The organism is Streptomyces sp. NRRL S-37, assembly GCF_000721605.1.
GTDB lineage: Bacteria > Actinomycetota > Actinomycetes > Streptomycetales > Streptomycetaceae > Streptomyces.
In genome coordinates, this window is record NZ_JOIZ01000027.1 from 45,720 (window position 1) to 63,259 (window position 17,540).

At 72.1% G+C, this 17,540-nt stretch carries 14 protein-coding genes and 1 pseudogene; 9 read left to right on the forward strand and 6 right to left on the reverse strand.

Annotation, left to right across the window (positions count from 1 at the left end; all coding sequences use genetic code 11):
• The first annotated feature begins 63 nt into the window (after window positions 1-63).
• The 4 genes from IH50_RS0131940 to IH50_RS0131955 all read left to right on the forward strand — a co-directional run bounded on the left by IH50_RS0131940 (window position 64) and on the right by IH50_RS0131955 (window position 3,657).
• Entirely contained in the window at window positions 64-1,596 is a 1,533-nt protein-coding gene (locus IH50_RS0131940; RefSeq protein WP_030870249.1) for a flavin-containing monooxygenase, read from the forward strand.
• Window positions 1,593-2,504 carry an alpha/beta fold hydrolase gene (locus IH50_RS0131945; RefSeq protein ID WP_030870253.1) on the forward strand — a complete coding sequence of 304 codons (912 nt, stop codon included), beginning with the start codon at window positions 1,593-1,595 and terminating at the stop codon, window positions 2,502-2,504. Before IH50_RS0131940 ends, IH50_RS0131945 begins: the two co-directional genes overlap by 4 nt.
• On the forward strand, window positions 2,501-3,388 hold the full coding sequence (locus tag IH50_RS0131950; protein WP_030870256.1) for an SDR family oxidoreductase: 888 nt from the start codon (window positions 2,501-2,503) through the stop codon (window positions 3,386-3,388). Before IH50_RS0131945 ends, IH50_RS0131950 begins: the two co-directional genes overlap by 4 nt.
• A gap of 77 nt (window positions 3,389-3,465) precedes the next feature.
• Window positions 3,466-3,657 carry a hypothetical protein gene (locus IH50_RS0131955; RefSeq protein ID WP_030870258.1) on the forward strand — a complete coding sequence of 64 codons (192 nt, stop codon included), beginning with the start codon at window positions 3,466-3,468 and terminating at the stop codon, window positions 3,655-3,657.
• Window positions 3,658-3,786: 129 nt separating this feature from the next.
• On the opposite strand, the gene IH50_RS0131960 is transcribed toward IH50_RS0131955, so the two are convergent.
• The gene (locus IH50_RS0131960; RefSeq protein ID WP_030870261.1) at window positions 3,787-7,041 is read right to left on the reverse strand and encodes a S41 family peptidase; all 3,255 of its coding nucleotides are present in this window, start codon (window positions 7,039-7,041) and stop codon (window positions 3,787-3,789) included.
• 174 nt (window positions 7,042-7,215) lie between these two features.
• On the opposite strand from IH50_RS0131960, the gene IH50_RS0131965 reads away from it, so the two are divergent.
• The 4 genes from IH50_RS0131965 to IH50_RS0131980 all read left to right on the forward strand — a co-directional run bounded on the left by IH50_RS0131965 (window position 7,216) and on the right by IH50_RS0131980 (window position 11,238).
• A complete protein-coding gene (locus tag IH50_RS0131965; protein ID WP_030870266.1) occupies window positions 7,216-7,815 on the forward strand; it encodes a TetR/AcrR family transcriptional regulator in 600 nt (199 codons plus the stop codon).
• Between the two features lie 103 nt (window positions 7,816-7,918).
• Entirely contained in the window at window positions 7,919-10,126 is a 2,208-nt protein-coding gene (locus IH50_RS0131970) for an MMPL family transporter (RefSeq protein ID WP_030870269.1), read from the forward strand.
• 405 nt (window positions 10,127-10,531) lie between these two features.
• Window positions 10,532-10,870 carry an XRE family transcriptional regulator gene (locus IH50_RS0131975; RefSeq protein ID WP_030870272.1) on the forward strand — a complete coding sequence of 113 codons (339 nt, stop codon included), beginning with the start codon at window positions 10,532-10,534 and terminating at the stop codon, window positions 10,868-10,870.
• A 92-nt stretch (window positions 10,871-10,962) separates the two neighbouring features.
• Window positions 10,963-11,238: a DUF1876 domain-containing protein gene (locus IH50_RS0131980; protein WP_030870277.1), complete on the forward strand. Its 276-nt coding sequence runs from the start codon at window positions 10,963-10,965 to the stop codon at window positions 11,236-11,238.
• Here IH50_RS0131980 and IH50_RS0131985 read toward each other — a convergent pair.
• The 4 genes from IH50_RS0131985 to IH50_RS0132000 all read right to left on the reverse strand — a co-directional run bounded on the left by IH50_RS0131985 (window position 11,235) and on the right by IH50_RS0132000 (window position 15,081).
• Window positions 11,235-12,395 carry a serine hydrolase domain-containing protein gene (locus IH50_RS0131985; RefSeq protein ID WP_030870280.1) on the reverse strand — a complete coding sequence of 387 codons (1,161 nt, stop codon included), beginning with the start codon at window positions 12,393-12,395 and terminating at the stop codon, window positions 11,235-11,237. The genes IH50_RS0131980 and IH50_RS0131985 overlap by 4 nt on opposite strands.
• Window positions 12,396-12,498: 103 nt before the next feature.
• Window positions 12,499-13,260 (reverse strand): energy-coupling factor ABC transporter ATP-binding protein, encoded by a 762-nt coding sequence (locus IH50_RS0131990; protein WP_107062200.1) that lies wholly within the window; start codon window positions 13,258-13,260, stop codon window positions 12,499-12,501.
• Window positions 13,257-14,018, reverse strand: coding sequence for a cobalt ECF transporter T component CbiQ (cbiQ, locus tag IH50_RS0131995; protein WP_030870285.1), 762 nt, complete (start codon window positions 14,016-14,018; stop codon window positions 13,257-13,259). The genes IH50_RS0131990 and cbiQ overlap by 4 nt, the downstream gene beginning before the upstream one ends.
• A gap of 1 nt (window position 14,019) precedes the next feature.
• Window positions 14,020-15,081 (reverse strand): energy-coupling factor ABC transporter permease, encoded by a 1,062-nt coding sequence (locus tag IH50_RS0132000; protein WP_030870286.1) that lies wholly within the window; start codon window positions 15,079-15,081, stop codon window positions 14,020-14,022.
• 189 nt (window positions 15,082-15,270) lie between these two features.
• On the opposite strand from IH50_RS0132000, the gene IH50_RS40275 reads away from it, so the two are divergent.
• A complete protein-coding gene (locus IH50_RS40275) occupies window positions 15,271-15,627 on the forward strand; it encodes an SsgA family sporulation/cell division regulator (RefSeq protein ID WP_078914166.1) in 357 nt (118 codons plus the stop codon).
• 190 nt (window positions 15,628-15,817) lie between these two features.
• Here IH50_RS40275 and IH50_RS0132005 read toward each other — a convergent pair.
• Window positions 15,818-17,467, reverse strand: a pseudogene (locus IH50_RS0132005) (penicillin-binding transpeptidase domain-containing protein); the annotation flags it as partial.
• Window positions 17,468-17,540 lie beyond the last annotated feature (73 nt).

The following is a 17,540-nucleotide window of genomic DNA, read 5'->3' on the forward strand; positions in this document are numbered from 1 at the left end:
TCTACGCTCCCATTGCGCCAGTGTTCACTGGCGGAGTTCTGAGCGATGCGTGGAGGCTTCGGGATGGCCGAGCACGAGCACGAACAAGGTCATGAGCACGTACGGGTGGCGGTGGTCGGGTCGGGATTCGGCGGACTCGGGGCCGCCGTGCGGCTGCGGCGCGAGGGGATCACCGACTTCGTCGTCCTGGAACGGGCGAGCGGTGTCGGCGGCACCTGGCGCGACAACAGCTACCCCGGCTGCGCCTGTGACGTGCCGTCGCACCTGTACTCGTTCTCCTTCGCGCCCAACCCCGACTGGCCCCGCTCCTTCTCCGGGCAGCGGCACATCCGCGCCTACCTGGAGCACGTCGCCGACGTCTTCGGGCTGCGGCCCCACATCCGCTTCGACTCGGAGGTGAAGCGGATGGTGTGGGACGGCGAGCAAATGCGGTGGGAGATCGAGACGAGCAGCGGGAACCTCAGCGCGGACGTGGTGGTGTCCGCCACCGGGCCGCTGTCCGAGCCCAAACTGCCGGACATCCCCGGCCTCGACACCTTCCCCGGCAAGGTCTTCCACTCCGCCCGGTGGGACCACGACTACGACCTGCGCGGCAAGCGGGTCGCCATGGTCGGCACCGGGGCGTCCGCGATCCAGATCGTGCCGTCGATCCAGCCCCTGGTGTCCCGGCTCACCCTCTTCCAGCGCACCCCCGCCTGGGTCCTGCCCCGCGTCGACCGGCCCATCAGCGAAGCCGAGCGCGCCCTGCACCGGACGCTGCCCGTCACCACCAAGCTGCGCCGCGGACTGCTCTGGGGCATCAGGGAGCTGCAGGTCCAGGCGTTCACCAAGCACCCCGGCGAGCTCGGCTTCGTCGAGCGACTGGCCAAGCGCAACATGGCCCGCGCCATCAAGGACCCGGCCCTGCGCGCCAGGCTCACCCCCGACTACCGCATCGGCTGCAAGCGGATCCTGCTGTCGAGCACGTACTACCCGGCGCTCGCGCAGCCCAACGTCGACGTCGTCGCGAGCGGTCTGAGCGAGATCCGCGGGTCCACCGTCGTCGGCGCCGACGGGACCGAGGCCGAGGTCGACGCCATCGTGTTCGGGACCGGGTTCCACGTCACCGACATGCCCATCGCGGAACGGGTCGTCGGCGCCGAGGGGAAGACCCTCGCCGAGAGCTGGACCGGCGGGATGCAGTCCCTGCGCGGCGCGACCGCCGCCGGGTTCCCCAACTGGATGACGATCATCGGGCCCAACACCGGCCTCGGGAACTCCTCCATGATCCTGATGATCGAGTCCCAGCTCAACTATCTCGCCGACTACCTGCGCCAGTTGGACGTCCTGGGCGGGCGGGTCGCCCTCGACGCCCGCCCCAGCGCCGTACGGGCCTGGAACCACCGGGTGCAGGAGCGGATGAAGCGCACGGTGTGGAACACCGGCGGCTGCACGAGCTGGTACCTCGACGAGAACGGGCGCAACACCACCGTCTGGCCCGGTACGACGAGCGAGTTCCGGCGCGCGACCCGGCGGGTCGACCTCGCCGAGTACGCCGTCCTGCGGGCGCACCCCAACAGCACGGTCACCCAGGAGAACGCCGAGGTGACCGCGTGAACCCCCTCACCTCCGGGCCGTACGCCCCGCCCGCCGCCGTCCGTGAACCGGCCGTCCGCTCCGCCGACGGCGCCCGGCTGCACGTCGAGGTGCACGGCCCCGAGGAGGCGCCGGCGGTCGTCCTCGCCCACGGCTGGACCTGCTCGACCGCGTTCTGGGCGGCGCAGATCCGCGAACTGGCCGCCGACCACCGGGTGATCGCCTACGACCAGCGCGGCCACGGACGTACGCCCGCGAGCCCGGCGTGCGGCACCGACGCGCTCGCCGACGACCTCGAAGCCGTCCTCACCGCCACCCTCGCGCCCGGCGAACAGGCCGTGGTCGCCGGGCACTCCATGGGCGGGATGACGGTGATGGCCGCCGCCGCGAGACCCGCGTTCCGCGCGCACGTGGCCGCCGTCCTGCTGTGCAGCACCGGCAGTTCACGGCTGGTCGCCGAGTCGACGGTGGTGCCGATACGGGCGGGCCGGGTACGGACCTGGCTGACCGGGCGCATCCTCGGCTCCCGGGCCCCGCTCGGACCGGTCACCCCGCTCGCCCGCCGGATCCTCAGGTACGCGACGATGGGCCCCGCCTCCACCCCGGACATGGTCGAGGCGTGCGCCCGTATCGTGCACGCCTGCCCGCGCGCGGTGCGCCACGCCTGGTCGCGCGTGCTCGACGGGCTCGATCTCGACCATGGACTCGCCGAGTTGCGGGTACCGGTCGAGATCGTCACCGGCGGCGCGGACCGGCTCACCCCGCCGGTGCACGCCCGGTCGCTGGCCGCCGCGCTGCCGGACTGCCTCGGCGTCACCGAACTGCCCGGCATCGGCCACATGACCCCCGTCGAGGCGCCCGGCCTGGTCACCGGGAAGATCCGCGCCCTGGCCGCCGCCCACATCACCGCCGTCGAGGAGAGCGCATGAGCAGGAGGACCGTTCTCGAAGGAAGGGTCGCCGTCGTCACCGGAGCGGCACGCGGGGTCGGGGAGTCGCTGGCCCGCAAGCTCTCCGCGCGCGGGGTGAAGGTGGCGCTGGTCGGGCTGGAGCCGGACGCGCTCAAGGACGTCTCCGCGCGGCTGCACGCCGACAGCGGCCACTGGTACGCGGACGTCACCGACCACACGGCGATGGCCCGGGTCGCCGAGGAGGTCCGGGAGCGGTTCGGCCGGGTCGACATCGTGGTCGCCAACGCCGGTGTGGCGACGGGCGGTCCGTTCGCCGGCTCCGATCCGGAGTCCTGGCGGCGGGTGATCGAGGTGAACCTGATCGGATCGGCGGTCACCGCGCGGGCGTTCCTGCCGCTGCTCGCCGAGAGCCGGGGCTATCTGCTCCAGATAGCCTCCCTCGCCGCGATCACCCCCGCGCCGATGATGACGGCGTACTGCGCCTCCAAGTCCGGTGTGGAGGCGTACGCGCACGCGCTGCGCGCCGAAGTCGCCCACCAGGGCGTGAAGGTGGGCGTCGGATACCTGTCGTGGACCGACACCGACATGGTGCGCGGGGCCGATCAGGACGACGTGATGCGGGAGTTGCGGCAGCGGCTGCCGTGGCCGTCGAACAAGACCTACCCGCTGGGGCCCGCGGTGGACCGGCTGGTGGCCGGCATCGAGCGGCGGGCGAGCCATGTGTACGGGCAGTGGTGGCTGCGCGGGATGCAGGGCGTGCGCGGATATCTGCCCGCGGTGATCGGGACCGTGGGACAGCGGGAGATGCGGCGGTTCGGGGACCGGCTCGCGGGCGTCCGCACGGGGTTGGTCGGAGCGGGCGGCAACGCCGATGAGCAGCACCGGAACACGGTCCGTGACTGATCGACATGCGCGGGGTGACGGGGCGTGTGAATCTGATCGGGCAAGTTCCCCCCACCCCACAACGGGAGTGAACCCACATGGGTATGAAGGATCAGTTCCAGGAGAAGTCCGAGCAGTTCCAGCAGCAGGCCAAGCAGCGCGCCCAGCAGGGCAAGGAGCAGATGCAGGGCCGCGGCCGCCGGCGGGACGAGAACATGGACGACCCGCAGCGCCGGCGGGAGCCCCGGGAGTCCGAGGAGCGCTTCGACCAGGACTACGACGAAGTCTGACGACGAGCGGCCGAGACGTCCGAGGACGTCCGAGGACGCCTGAAGACGCCTGAAGACGCCTGAACGTGTCTGAACGCGTCGTGCGCTGAAGCGGAAGGGGTGCCCCATGGCGAAGGGGGCACCCCTTCCTCACGACCGGGGCGGCAGCTTCGGCCGGGAGCGGTCGGGCAGGTCGCGGTAGGCCGGGGGCATCGCCGGCGGGTTGTCCTCCAGCAGCTCCAGGGCGAGCCGCACCGCGTCGCCGAGCACCGCGTAGCGGCCCTCGGCCCAGTCCAGCGGGGTGCGCAGCGCCTCCAGGTCGGGTTCGACGCCCTTGTTCTCCACGGACCAGCCGTACGCCTCGAACCAGGCCGCGTTCATCGGCACCGTGATCACCGTGCCGTCGCCGAGCCGGTGCCGGCCGGTCATGCCGACCACCCCGCCCCAGGTGCGCTGGCCCACCACAGGGCCCAGACCGAGCAGTTTGAACGCGGCGGTGATCATGTCTCCGTCGGAGCTGGTCGCCTCGTCCGCGAGCGCCACGAGCGGCCCGCGCGGGGCGTTGGAGGCGTACGAGACGGGCTGGGCGTCACGGGTGAGGTCCCAGCCGATGATGGTGCGGGTCAGCTTCTCCACGACGAGTTCGCTGATGTGGCCGCCGGCGTTGCCGCGCACGTCCACGATCAGCGCGGGGAGGGACATCTCCCTGCGCACGTCGCGGTTGAACTGCGCCCAGCCGGAGCCTCCCATGTCGGGGATGTGCAGATAGCCGCAGCGGCCGCCGCTCAACTCCCGGACCACGGCGCGGCGTTTGGCGACCCAGTCCTGGTAGCGCAGCGGCGTCTCGTCGATCAGCGGGACGACGGCGACCCTGCGGGGCGGGCCGGCGCCCTCCGCCGGGAGGAACGTCAGCTCCACGGTCGTACCGCCCGCGCCCGCGAGCAGCGGGTAGGGGCCCGTGACCGGGTCCACCGGGCGGCCGTCGACGTGGGTGAGGACCGCGCCCTCGCGGATGCCGGTGCCGGCCAGCGGGGAGCGGGCGCGGGAGTCGGAGGAGTCGCCGGGCAGGATCCGCTTGACGGTCCAGCCCTCCTCGCGGAGGACGAGGTTGGCGCCGAGCAGGCCCTGGCGGCGCTGGTAGTGCGGGGGACCCTCGTTGCGGCGGGCGGCGGTGACATAGGCATGGGAGGTGCCGAGTTCGCCGAGCACCTCGCGCAGCAGGTCCGCGAACTCGTCGGGGGAGGCGACCCGTTCGACCAGCGGACGGTACTGCTCCAGGATCGCGTCCCAGTCGATGCCGCCCATGCCGGGTTCCCAGAAGTAGGCGCGGATCAGCCGCCCGGCCTCCGCGTACGCCTGGCGCCACTCGGAGCCCGGGTCGGCCTCGTGCAGGATGCGGCGGGAGTCGATCCACACCGTGGAGTCGCTGTCGCCGGGCTCGGTGGCGGGCACCGCGCGCAGTTCGCCCTCGTCGGCCACGACCAGCCGGGTGCCGTCGCCGCTGACCGCGAAGAAGTCCAGGTCGCCGACGAGTTCGGTCCTCTTCGCCTTGCCGATGGCGAAGTGTTCGAGGGTGGGCCGGCCGCTGGTGTCGCCGGGGTTGGCGAAGGTCTCGCCGAGCGCGCCGGAGATCGGCCAGCGCAGCCAGACCAGACCGCAGCCCGCGACCGGGCACAGCCCCGAGTACTTGGAGGCGGAGACCGGGAAGGGGGTGACCCTGCTCTCCAGGCCCTCCGCCTCGACGGTCACCGTGCCGCCCTCGCCGCCCTCCTCGGCCTCCTCGCGCTCGACCGGGTCCAGCCCGCCGGCGGCCGGACGGCCCTCGGGGTTCAGCGCGAACGGGGAGGGGGTCGCCGACGACAGCGGCACCAGGTACGGGCGGCAGCCCAGCGGGAACGACAGGTCACCGGTGTGCACGTCGTACACCGGGTCGAAGCCGCGCCAGGACAGGAAGGCGAGATAGCGGCCGTCGAGGGTGAAGACCGGGTTCTCGTCCTCGAAGCGGCCGTTGGTGACGTCGAGGACCAGCCGGTCCTTGATCCGGGCGAGTTTGATCTGCCGCAGCGACCGCCCGATCACCGGGTGGGACCAGGCCAGCCAGGCCCCGTCGGGGGAGAAGGCGAGGTCGCGCACCGGCCCGTTGCCGGAGTGGATCAGCTCGGTGACCTCCCCCCGGTCCTCCTCGCCGGTGCCGACCAGCAGCAGCCGTCCGTCGTGCGCGGCGACGGCCAGTCGCCGCCCGTCGGGGTCGGCGACCATCTCCAGCACCCGGCCCAGCTTCCCGGCGGCCAGCCGCCGGGGGGCGCGCTGGCCGGTCGCCCGGGGCAGGGAGGCGATCTCGATCGCGTCCTCGCCCTCGGCGTCCGTCACGTACGCCACCTGGTCGCCCGCGCCGAGCATCTCCGGCAGCCGGACCCGTACGCCCGGGGTGTCGGTGAGGGTGCGCGCGGGACCGTCGCGGTGGGTGAGCCAGTACAGGCTGCCGCGTACGACGACGGCGCTCGCGCGGCCGGTCTCGTCGACCGAGAGGCCGTCGAGGTGGCGGGCGGCGGGCACCTGGTAGGGGCGCCGCCCGGAGCGCGGCCCGCTCGGCGTCACGTCGAGCCGGCGCGGGGTGGCGCCGGGGGACAGGTCGTCCACGAGCCACAGGTCGCCGGCGCACTGGTAGACGACCCGGGTGCCGTCGGTGGCGGCGTGCCGGGCGTAGAAGGCGTCGTGGTCGGTGTGACGGCGCAGGCCGGAGCCGTCGTACGCGCACGAGTAGAGGTTGCCGACGCCCTCGTGGTCGGAGAGGAAGGCGATCCGGCCGGCGACGAACATCGGGGAGTGCAGATGGCCGTCGAGGCCGTCGAGCAGCCGGTGCCCGTGCAGCCAGAGCCTGCCCGTGGCGCCGCCCCGGTAGCGCTTCCAGGAGGCCGGTTCGTGCGGCGGGGTGCCGGTGAGCAGCAGCGACCTGCGCTCGCCCTCGATGTCGGCGACCTGGATGTCGGAGACCGGGCCCCAGGGCAGTTTGCGGCCGGGGCTGCCGTCGCAGGCGAGTTTGTAGGCCCAGGTGAAGTACGAGAAGGGCTCGCCGTGGGAGGCGACGGCGAGGATCTCGGCGTGGCCGCCCTCGTCGGGGGGCGTCCAGCCGCAGACCCGGGTGTCGGAGCTGCCCCAGTAGGTGAGGCGCCGGCCCGGTCCGCCGTCCACCGGGATCAGGTGCACCTCGGGGTCGAGGCTGCGCCAGCTCGTGTACGCGATGTGGCGGCCGTCGGGGGAGAAGCGGGGGTGGCCGAGCTTGGTGCGGTCGGCGGTGAGCCGCCAGGCGCGGCCCGGTCCGTCGAGCGGGGCGAGCCAGAGGTCGTCCTCGGCCACGAAGCACAGCAGGTCGTCCTTGAGGTGGGGCAGACGCAGATAGCTCACCTTTCCCATGCTTTGCCGGGGCCTGGGGCCCGGCAACTTATAAGTAACCGACAACCGTGACGCAGACCACGAACGAAACCGTTTCGTTTCGCTAGAGGGGTGGGGTACCTTCGTCTTGTACGAAACGGTGTCGTTTCTTTGACACCTGGGACGCGGAGCGGAAAGGTGAACGGTATGAGCGAGACAGCGACGACGCGGCGCAGCCGGATCACCCCCGAGCGCGAGGCCGAGCTGTACGGCGCCGTGCTCGCCCTGCTCCGCGAGGTCGGCTACGACGCCGTCACCATGGACGCCGTGGCCGCCCGCACCCGGTCCAGCAAGGCCACCCTCTACCGCCAGTGGGGCGGCAAGGCCGAGCTGGTGGTGAGAGCGATGCGCAGCCAGAAGCCCGGCGGCATCGCCGACATCGACACCGGGACCCTGCGCGGCGACCTGCACGCCATCGTCAGCCGTGAGGACGACTGCGTCATGGAGCAGAACGCCGCCCTGATGCGCGCGCTCGCCATGGCCGTGCACATGAACGACGATCTCCGCCAGGCGTTCAAGGAACTCCTGGTCGAACCGGAGATGGAGGAGTTCCGGCGGATGATCCGGCGCGCGGTCGACCGGGGCGAGATCAGCCCCGACAACCCGGCGCTGGACTACATGGTGCACATGCTCGTCGGCGCGTTCGCCACCCGGACGCTGATCGACGACCTGCCGCCCACGCGGGAATTCCTCACCTCGTACATCGACGCCGTGGTGCTCCCCGCCCTCGGCGTGACCCCTCACTGACCGTCCCCGCGGTCAGCCATCACCACCTGACGTCACCGCTCACGTCGTCGGGCTGAGCACCCCTGCCCCGAAGCAATCACGACCTGACCGGGAGTACGCCCTCGTGGCCACTTTCCTCTATCGAATCGGCCGGTTCGCCTTCAGGCGACGGCATCTCGTAGCCCTCATCTGGGTGGCGCTGCTGGCGCTCGCGGGCGTCGGCGCGGCCGGCGCCCCGGCGGCCGGCAACTCGTCCTTCTCCATCCCCGGCACCGAGGCCCAGAAGGCCTTCGACCTGCTGGAGGAACGCTTCCCCGGCTCCAGCGCCGACGGGGCGACCGCACGCGTCGTCTTCAAGGCACCGGCCGGCGAGAAGATGACCGACGCCGATCACAAGGCGACCGTCCGGAAGACCGTCGACGAGCTCTCCGACGGCTCCGAGGTCGCCCGCGTCACCGACCCGTACCAGGGCGGCGGCGTCAGCCAGGACGGCACCATCGCCTACGCCTCGGTGAGCTACAAGGTCTCCGGCATGGAGCTGGAGGACGCCTCCCGCGACGCCCTGGAGGGCGCCGCCGAGGACGCCCGCGACTCCGGGCTGACCGTGGAGATCGGCGGTGACGCCCTTCAGGCCGTCCCGCACACCGGTGCCGCCGAGATCATCGGCATCGGCGTCGCCGCGGTCGTCCTCGTCATCACCTTCGGCTCGCTGCTCGCGGCCGGGCTGCCGCTGCTCACCGCGATCGTCGGCGTCGGCATCGGCGTCTCCAGCATCACCGCCCTGGCCAGCACCCTGGACCTCGGCTCCACCACCTCCATCCTGGCCTCGATGATCGGCCTCGCGGTCGGCATCGACTACGCGCTGTTCGTCGTCTCCCGCTACCGGGCCGAACTGGCCGAGGGCCGCGGGCGCGAGGAGGCGGCCGGCCGGGCCGTCGGCACCGCGGGCTCCGCCGTGGTCTTCGCCGGTCTCACCGTCGTGATCGCCCTGGTCGGTCTGTCCGTCGTCAACATCCCGATGCTGACCAAGATGGGCATCGCCGCCGCCGGCACGGTCGCCCTCGCGGTCCTGATCGCCCTCACCCTGGTCCCCGCCCTGCTCGGCTACGCCGGCCGCCGGGTCCGCCCCGCCGGCGAGAAGAGCAAGCTGCTCGGCGGGGGCCGCGCCGCGGAGAAGCCGCAGCGCCCGAACATGGGCACCCGCTGGGCGAGCTTCGTCGTACGCCGTCCGCTGGCCGTGCTGCTGCTCGGCGTGGTCGGCCTGGGAGCCGCGGCCGTCCCGGCCGCCTCGCTCGAACTGGGCCTGCCCGACGACGGTTCCCAGCCGACGTCCACCACCCAGCGCCGCGCCTACGACCTGCTCTCCGAGGGCTTCGGCCCCGGCTTCAACGGCCCGCTGGTGGTCGTGGTCGACGCCAAGGGAAGTGACGACCCGCAGGCCGTCTTCCAGCAGGCCGGCGACGACATCAAGGGCCTCGACAACGTCGTGAACGTCGCCCCGGCCGCCCCCAACAAGGCCGGCGACACGGCGACGATCACCGTCGTCCCCGACTCCAAGCCCTCCTCGGTGACCACCGAGGACCTGGTGCACGACATCCGTGACACCGGCGCGGACATCAAGGCCGACACCGGCGCCGACGTCCTGGTCACCGGCGCCACGGCCATGAACATCGACGTCTCGCAGAAGCTCAACGACGCGCTGGTGCCGTACCTGGTCCTGGTGGTCGGCCTGGCGTTCCTGCTGCTGATCGTCGTCTTCCGGTCGATCCTGGTCCCGCTGAAGGCGGCCCTCGGCTTCCTGCTGTCGGTCCTCGCGGCCCTCGGCGCGGTCGTCGCGGTCTACCAGTGGGGCTGGCTGTCCGGCCTGATGGGCGTCGAGGAGACCGGCCCGATCATGTCGATGATGCCGATCTTCATGGTCGGCGTGGTCTTCGGACTGGCCATGGACTACGAGGTGTTCCTCGTGACCCGGATGCGGGAGGCCTACGTCCACGGGGAGAAGCCCGCCCAGGCCGTGGTGACCGGCTTCAAGTACAGCGCCCGGGTGGTGACCGCCGCGGCGGTGATCATGATGGCGGTGTTCTCCGGCTTCATCGGCTCCAGCGAGCAGATGGTCAAGATGATCGGCTTCGGCCTCGCCGTCGCCGTCCTCTTCGACGCGTTCGTCGTCCGCATGACGATCGTCCCGGCGGTGCTGGCCCTGCTTGGCGACAAGGCCTGGTGGCTGCCGAAGTGGCTGGACCGGATCCTGCCCAACGTGGACGTCGAGGGCGAGGGCCTGCGCACGGACGACGACCGCAAGGACGAGGACCGGGAACTCGTCCGGGCCTGACGGCCTGAGCGGTACGCAGAACCAGCCGGTGAGGGCTCCGTGGGGACGGGGCGCCCTCACCGGCTTCCCTCTGCGCACGGTGTGTCAGGTGTCGTGGATCATGGAGCGGCGTCCGTCGCGAACGGCCCAGGCCGCCAGCTCTCCGTTAATGGACCCTACGGGCATCTGCGTCATGCGTTAAAGGTACATAGCGCCCCATGTGTACACACTGGCTCGTTGCTGCCGACGCTCACGGTCGCCCCAGTGCGACGTGCGCGAGCGCACTGGATGATTCGGCCTCTCCGCCCGGCCTGCCTCGTTCAGGATCGAGCCTGATGTTAACGCTTGCATTAACATCAGGCTCATTCCGGTCGCCGAGGAGCGATACCGCATGCATATGACCGATCTTGAAACCAGGGAGTACGAATGAGAACGGTCGGCTGGGAGGAGGCCAAGCGCAAGGCCCGCGAGCGGCGTGAGGTCGCTGGGCTGCCGGTGCGTTCGGCTGAGGAGAAGCAGGCGGCCATGGACAGGCTGACCGCCGAGGTGCGCGCTTTCAAGCTGGCAGAGGTCCGGCGTGACCAGGCGTTGACCCAGCGCCAGGTCGCCGCGTCCATGGGAGTTTCGGCACCTCGTGTCTCCGCGATCGAGCACGGCGAGCTGGACCGGGCCGAGGTCGCGACACTCCGGGCCTATGTGGAAGCGCTCGGGGGCCGGCTCCGTGTGGTCGCGGACTTCGGGGACGCGGAGTACACCGTGGCCTGAGCCGGTCGCCACGTTTCCGTCGGACACGGGCGGGTGCGCGGGTGCGGGGCGAGGGGCACTCTGGAATGAGAGGAATTCCGGAGGTGATCCTCATGACGCACACCGCAGTGGGATGGCACGTGGACCTGGAGTTCGAGGAGGACGACCGGCAGACGCGCGCCGCCGCGATGGTCCGGCTGCCCGACGGGAGTGAGGTACGGGCCCACGGCCACGCGAACCGGCACCACACCGACTCCAATCAGCCACGGGTCGGGGAGGAGATCGCCGGCGCACGCGCGCTGAACGAACTCGCCATGCAGATGCTGACCAAGGCGCACGGCGAGATCGACGACGCGTCGGGCCGCGTCTCGCACCCGATCCACGTCTAGGCCGAAAGAGCCTGCCGTACCGCCCGTATCAGCGCCTGGGCCCTGGGGTCCGCCGTCACCGTCCTGCGGAAGCCGTTGGTGACGTAGCCGAAGCCGATGCCCGACTCCGGGTCGGCGAAGCCGAGGGAGCCGCCGCGGCCGGGGTGGCCGAAGGAGCCCGGGGCCAGGAGGGGGGAGGCGCCGCCGTGCAGCATGTAGCCGAGCCCGAAGCGGGTGTTCACGACCAGCACCCGGTCGGGGCCGGCCGACTCCTCGGCGCGGGCGAGTTCCACGGTGGCCGGGTCGAGGAGGCGTACGCCGTCGACCGGGCCGGTCAGTGACGCGTAGAAGCGCGCCAGCCCGTCCGCCGTCGCGATTCCGTTGGCGGCGGGCAGGGACGCCGCGTGGAAGGCCGGGGCGTTCTGGTCCGGGAAGGGGGTGATCGCCGCGAAGGCGCGGCGGGTGAGGGAGGACGGGTCGGCGTAGGCGTCGGTGACCGAGCGCTTGGGGCGGGCGCGGAGCGTCCCGGACGGCTCGGGGCCCTCGACCCTGCCGACCGTGCCCACGCGGTGGGCCTGCGCGTCCGGCAGCCCCACCCACAGGTCGAGGCCCAGCGGCCCGGCGATCTCCGACGCGATCCACTCGCCGCAGCCCCGGCCGGTCACCCGGCGCACCAGCTCGTCGACCAGCCAACCGTAGGTCAGCGCGTGATAGCCGTGGCCGGTGCCCGGCTCCCAGGCGGGGGCCTGCGCGGCGACCGCCTCGGCGGCCCGTACGGGGTCGGCCGCCTCGTCCAGGATGAGCGGACGGTCCAGGACGGGGAGCCCCGCGCGGTGGTTCAGTACGTGCCGGACCAGCAGCCGCTCCTTGCCCTGCGCCTTGAACTCCGGCCAGTACCGGCCGACCGGCGCGTCCAGGTCCAGCTCGCCGCGCCGGTGCAGCAGCAGGAGGACGGCGGCGGCGACGCCCTTGGTCGCCGAGCGCACGACCTGCGCGGTGTCCCGCTCCCAGGGCCGCGTGCCGTCGACGTCCTTCACCCCGGCCCACAGGTCGACGACCCTGCGTCCGTCCCGGTACACGGCGACGGCCGCGCCCCGCTCCCCGAGCGCCTCGAAGTTCCGCGCGAACGCCTCCCGGACCGGTTCGAAACCCCCGGCCACCGTGCCGTGCACGTCCACGTCCCTCGGTCCTTCCCCTCGCCTGTGGCACTCGCCTGTGACAGTGCGTGCAACAGTGCCGGTCCGCCTGCGATTCCTGGGCGGAGGTGACTGTGCGCGATCGTTACGAACGGCCGGGCGCGGCCGGCACGGAGCGCGGATCGAAGCCGTACGGCAGCTCAAGCCGGTGGGCGCGCATCAGCGCGTCGTCGGCGAGCAGATCCGCCGTGGCGCCGTCCGCCGCGATCACACCGTCGCTGAGGATCAGTGAGCGCGGGCACAGTTCGAGGGCGTAGGGCAGGTCGTGGGTGACCATCAGGACGGTGACGTCCAGGGAGCGCAGGATGTCGGCGAGTTCGCGGCGGGAGGCGGGGTCCAGGTTGGAGGACGGCTCGTCCAGGACCAGGATCTCCGGCTCCATCGCCAGGACGGTCGCCACGGCCACCCGGCGCCGCTGGCCGAAGGAGAGGTGGTGCGGCGGGCGGTCCTTGAACTCCGCCATGCCGACCAGGCCCAGCGCCCGGTCCACCCGCTCCTCCAGCTCGGGCCCCCGCAGCCCGGCCGCCGCCGGACCGAACGCCACGTCCTCGCGCACCGTCGGCATGAAGAGCTGGTCGTCCGGGTCCTGGAAGACGATGCCGACCCGGCGCCGGATCTCCGCCATGTGCTTCCTGCCCACGGGCAGCCCGGCCACCGTCACCGTGCCGGTGCCGCCGGTCAGGATGCCGTTGAGGTGGAGGACGAGGGTGGTCTTGCCGGCGCCGTTCGGGCCGAGCAGCGCGACCCGCTCGCCGCGCGTGATCGAGAAGTCGACGCCGAACAGGGCCTGGTGGCCGTCGGGGTAGGCGAAGGCGAGGCCGGAGACCTCCAGGGAAGCAGTACTCATAGGGCCCATCCCAGCAGACAGACGACGAGGGCGGCCGAGGGGAGGGCGAGGGCGTACGACCACTGCGCCCGGTCCGCGGTCACCTCGTCGATCACCGGCATGGAACCGGCGTAGCCGCGGCTGACCATGGCCAGGTGGACCCGCTCGCCGCGTTCGTAGGAGCGGATGAACAGCGCGCCCGCCGACTTGGCGAGGACGCCCCAGTGCCTCACCCCGCGCGCCTCGAAGCCGCGGGACTCGCGGGCGATCCGCATGCGCCGCATCTCGTCGGTGATGACGTCGCCGTAGCGGACCATGAAGGAGGCGATCTGCACCAGCAGCGGCGGCAGCCTCAGCCGCTGGAGGCCGAGGAGGAGTTCGCGCAGCTCGGTGGTGGAGGCGAGGAGGACCGAGGCGGCCACGCCCAGGGTGCCCTTGGCCAGCACGTTCCACGCGCCCCACAGTCCGTTCACGCTCAGCGACAGCCCGAGGACGTCGGTCCGTTCGCCCTCCGCGACGAACGGCAGGAGGACGGCGAAGGCGACGAACGGGACCTCGATCAGCAGCCGCTTGAGCAGGAAGCCGGCCGGGACGCGGGCGGCGTACGCGACGAGGGCGAGCAGTCCGGCGTACACCGCGAACGCCCACATCGCCTCGCGCGGGGTGGACACCACGACCAGGACGAAGGCGAAGACCGCGGTGAGCTTGGTGTGCGGCGGCAGGGCGTGCACGGGGGAGTGCCCGTGCCGGTAGAGCTTGTGCGCGTGACCCGCTCCCACGTCAGACGCTCGTACGGGTGGGGGAGGCGGCGGCCTCGGCCTCCTCGCCGGTACGGCGCCTGCGGACCGCCCAGAACACTCCGGTGCCCGCGACGACCGTCACGCCCACCCCGATCACGCCGGCCAGGCCTCCGGAGAGGCGGGCGTCGTCGACGTCCTTGACGCCGTAGTCGGCGAGCGGGGAGCCGGCGATCGCGTGCTCCTCGGCCTTCTTGTCGATGCCGTGGTCGCCGGCGACCTTCTCCAGGCCGTCCGGGTCCGCGGAGGCGTAGAAGCTGACGAACCCGGCGAGGACCAGCGAGGTGACCAGGCCGGTGATCCACACCTTGCGCGGGGAACGGGCGGGGACGGGCTCCGGCTCCGGGGTGTCCGGGGCGTCGACCAGTTCGCCGTTCACCCGCAGCTTGAGCTTCTGCGTCAGGCCGCGCGCCCCGTGCACCAGGTCCGGGCGGACGGCGATGACCGCGCCGACGGTCAGGGCGGTGATCACGGCCTCGCCGATGCCGATGAGGACGTGCACGCCCACCATGGCGCCGGCGACCTTGCCGAGGGAGACGTCGGCGGTGCCGCCGATCGCGTAGAGCAGCGTGAAGACGACGGCGGAGGCGGGGACGGAGACCAGGGCGGCGACGAAGGAGGCGGCGGTCACCGAGCGGCGGGTGCGCGGCAGCACCTTCACCAGGCCGCGGAAGAGCGCGTAGGCGACGACCGTGGTGACGATCGCCATGTCGGTGATGTTCACGCCGAGCGCGGTCAGCCCGCCGTCGGCGAAGAGGACGGCCTGCATCAGCAGGACGACGGAGACGCACAGGACCCCGGTGAAGGGGCCGACGAGGATCGCGGCGAGGGCGCCGCCGAGCAGATGGCCGCTGGTCCCCGCCGCGACGGGGAAGTTCAGCATCTGCACGGCGAAGATGAACGCCGCCACCAGTCCGGCCAGGGGCGCGGTGCGCTCGTCGAGTTCGCGGCGGGCGCCGCGCAGGCTCACGGCGATGGCGCCGGCGGCGACGACTCCGGCAGCGGCTGATATGGGGGCGTTGATGAATCCGTCAGGTGCGTGCACGGACTCGATGATGTGGCCTGTTGCAAACGTTGCGCAAGAGCGAGCCCCTTGTTTTACCTCATGCATAGCCCGGCTGTGATATGCGCCTCTCGGACGCGCGAATTCCGGATCGGGTGCACGATGGAACGGGGGGCGGGTATACGGCTTGGACGGCTTTCATTCAGATCGGCGCAGCGTAAGGGGCCACCGATGTCCGTGGTAGAGCAGTACGCGCGAGCCCACATCGTCACCGACGTCCTGGATGAGGACCGTGGAGCGGTACCCGTGGTACTGCGCTACGACTCCGAGCAGGACCCCCGCTGTGTCCACATGGAGCTTCCGGGCGCCGCGCCCCGCGAATGGACCGTCGCACGGGAACTGCTGGAGCAGGGGCTGCGCGCCCCCGCGGGCCGGGACGAGATACGGGTGTGGCCGTGCGGCCGGGTCCAGGCCGTGGTCGAGTTCCACACCGCGCAGGGCGTGTCGGTGGTGCAGTTCGAGACCAAGACCCTGACCCGGTTCCTGCGGCGGACCTACGCGGCCGCCGCCGAACCCGTCCCGCACTGACGCCCGACCCCGGTGCCGGCCCTCGGCTGCCGGGGGCGGCGTCCGGCTTTGGGCCTGACGCCCGGCCGCTGGGCCAGGCCCTCGGCTCCGGGCCTGACGCTCGGCCTCCGGGCCTGACGCTCGGTCTCCGGGCCTGACGCTCGGTCTCCGGGCCTGACGCTCGGTCTCCGGGCCTGACGCTCGGTCTCCGGGCCACGATCGGGCCGGCCGTCGAGCCGCCGTGACCGCCCTGCTGGACCACGCCCGCGGCCGCCAGGTCCCCGCGGTACGCGGTGAACCAGCCGTTGGGCTTCTTCTGCCCGTCGACCTCGGCCGACCCGGTCTTCGCGCCCTTCTGCCCGCTCACCCCGGCCATCGCCTCCGCGGCGGTGCCGTAGGAGGCGGTGTACGACATCAGCTCCCGGAGCTGCGCCAGCGTGCCGGCCGACAGGGTGCGCGAGGCCGTCGCGAGCTTCCGCCCGTCGACCTGAGGGGAGACCAGGTACGGCTGGCGGAAGACGCCCGACTGGACCGTCGCCGACACCGACGCCATGTTCAGCGGGTTCATCCGCACCCCGCCCTGGCCGATCAGGGAGGCCCCCATCGGGGCCTTCGACTGCACCGGCACCGAGCCGTCGAAGGTCGGCACGCCGACCTGCCAGTTGTTCATCGACAGCCCGAAGACCTGCTGGGCCTGCTTGGTCAGGTCGTCGTCCGCCAGCTCGGGCGCCTGGCTGATGAAGGCCGTATTGCAGGAACGGGCGAAACTCGCCTTGAACGTGCCGTCCTTGATCTCGAACTTGTCGTCGTTCTGGAACTTCCAGCCGCCGTAGGTGAAGTACTTCGGGCACGGGTGCTGCTCGTCCACCGAGGCGAGGCCCTTCTCGATCAGCAGCGAGGCGGTGATCACCTTCATCGTGGAGCCCGGGGCCAGCGAACCGGAGAACGCGGTGTTGAAACCGTGCGAGGAGTTCGCCACCGCCAGGATCTCGCCGGTCGACGGGCGCAGCACCACCACCGACGCCCGCTCCTTCTTCGCCACCTGTGCCTCGGCGGCGGCCTGCAGGGACGGGCTCAGCGTGGTCTTCACCGTGCCGGGCGTGCCCTCGCTCAGTTCCAGGAGCGTCTTGTCGGACAGCTCCGCCTTCTTCGACGCCTTGCCGCGCACGATCCGCAGCTCGACGCCGGCCTCGCCGCCCGCCTTCTCGCCGTACTTCTCGCGCAGCCCGTCCAGCACCGGCCCCAGGGACGGGTACGCGGCGGTGGTCAGCTCGTCGCCGTCCCGGTCCAGCGCCTTGACGGGCGGGGTGCCCGCCTCGCCGGTGACAAGGGTGTCGCCCTCCTTCAGCTCGGGATGCACCACGGCCGGCTGCCAGGCCACCCGCGGCTCACCGTCCCCGGCCCGGCGTACGACGGTCAGCGCGCTGTCGTACGCCAGCGGCTTGCTGACGTCCTCGGCTGAGACCGTGCCCTTGACGGCGAAGGGGACCTTGCCGCCGGCGCGGGTGCCGGGGGTGAGGGTGAGGTCCTTGATCCGGGCGTCCTCGGCGTAGGCGGTGAGCAGGGCGGCCGCGGCCTCGGGATCGTCGGTGGTGGCGGCGGCTTCCTTCACCTTCCCGGACTGCCAGGCGGTGAGGAAGCGTTCGGCCGTGCCGGTGACCTCGGCGGCGGACAGCGGCCCGGTCCTGACGTCCTTCGCCTGCGCGGAGGACGACGTCCGCGTGCCGTCCTCGGCCGCGGCACCGCCGCCGAACAGCGCGTAGGCGCCGAACCCGGCGCCCCCGACGACCACGGCGATCACCCCGCCGAGCACGACGGGCCGTCTCCTGCGCCCCCCGGCGGCGTTCCTTCTGTTCCCCACTGCTTCCCGTTCCTCCACTGTCCGCCGGGCTCCCCGTGGCCCTCGTGGCGCTCACGTGTGCCGACGACGGCCA

What these genes read in the sequence shown, in the direction of transcription:
- IH50_RS0131975 (WP_030870272.1), top strand. Translation starts at nt 10,532, where the DNA reads ATGAGAACGGTCGGCTGGGAGGAGGCCAAGCGCAAGGCCCGCGAGCGG.
- IH50_RS40275 (WP_078914166.1), top strand. Translation starts at nt 15,271, where the DNA reads ATGTCCGTGGTAGAGCAGTACGCGCGAGCCCACATCGTCACCGACGTC.
- IH50_RS0131990 (WP_107062200.1), bottom strand. Translation starts at nt 13,260, where the DNA reads ATGAGTACTGCTTCCCTGGAGGTCTCCGGCCTCGCCTTCGCCTACCCC.
- IH50_RS0131965 (WP_030870266.1), top strand. Translation starts at nt 7,216, where the DNA reads ATGAGCGAGACAGCGACGACGCGGCGCAGCCGGATCACCCCCGAGCGC.
- IH50_RS0131950 (WP_030870256.1), top strand. Translation starts at nt 2,501, where the DNA reads ATGAGCAGGAGGACCGTTCTCGAAGGAAGGGTCGCCGTCGTCACCGGA.
- IH50_RS0131980 (WP_030870277.1), top strand. Translation starts at nt 10,963, where the DNA reads ATGACGCACACCGCAGTGGGATGGCACGTGGACCTGGAGTTCGAGGAG.
- IH50_RS0131940 (WP_030870249.1), top strand. Translation starts at nt 64, where the DNA reads ATGGCCGAGCACGAGCACGAACAAGGTCATGAGCACGTACGGGTGGCG.
- IH50_RS0131955 (WP_030870258.1), top strand. Translation starts at nt 3,466, where the DNA reads ATGGGTATGAAGGATCAGTTCCAGGAGAAGTCCGAGCAGTTCCAGCAG.